Raw genomic sequence first — 336 nt, forward strand, 5'->3', positions numbered from 1 at the left:
GTGTATGCCCGCGCCCATGAGTTGCCGAACCTGAAAGTGCTGGGTGTGGACTGCCATATAGGTTCGCAACTGACCAGCCTGCCGCCGTTCCTTGATGCCCTCGACCGCCTGCTGGCGCTGATCGACCGTCTTTCAGCGCGCGGCATTCAGATTCACCACCTCGACCTGGGTGGTGGCGTTGGCGTGCGTTACAAAGACGAAACGCCGCCACTGGTCAGCGATTACATCAAGGCCGTGCGCGAGCGTACCGCTGGGCGCGACCTGAAACTGGTGTTCGAACCCGGCCGCTACATCGTCGCCAACGGCGGCGTGTTGCTGACGCAGGTGGAATACCTC

The 336-nt window shown here is 62.2% G+C and carries 1 pseudogene; it reads left to right on the forward strand.

Going from position 1 to position 336, the window contains the following annotated elements:
• Positions 1-336: pseudogene (locus tag AC0IW9_RS30455) on the forward strand (diaminopimelate decarboxylase); the annotation flags it as partial.

The organism is Belnapia sp. AC561 (genome assembly GCF_979252845.1).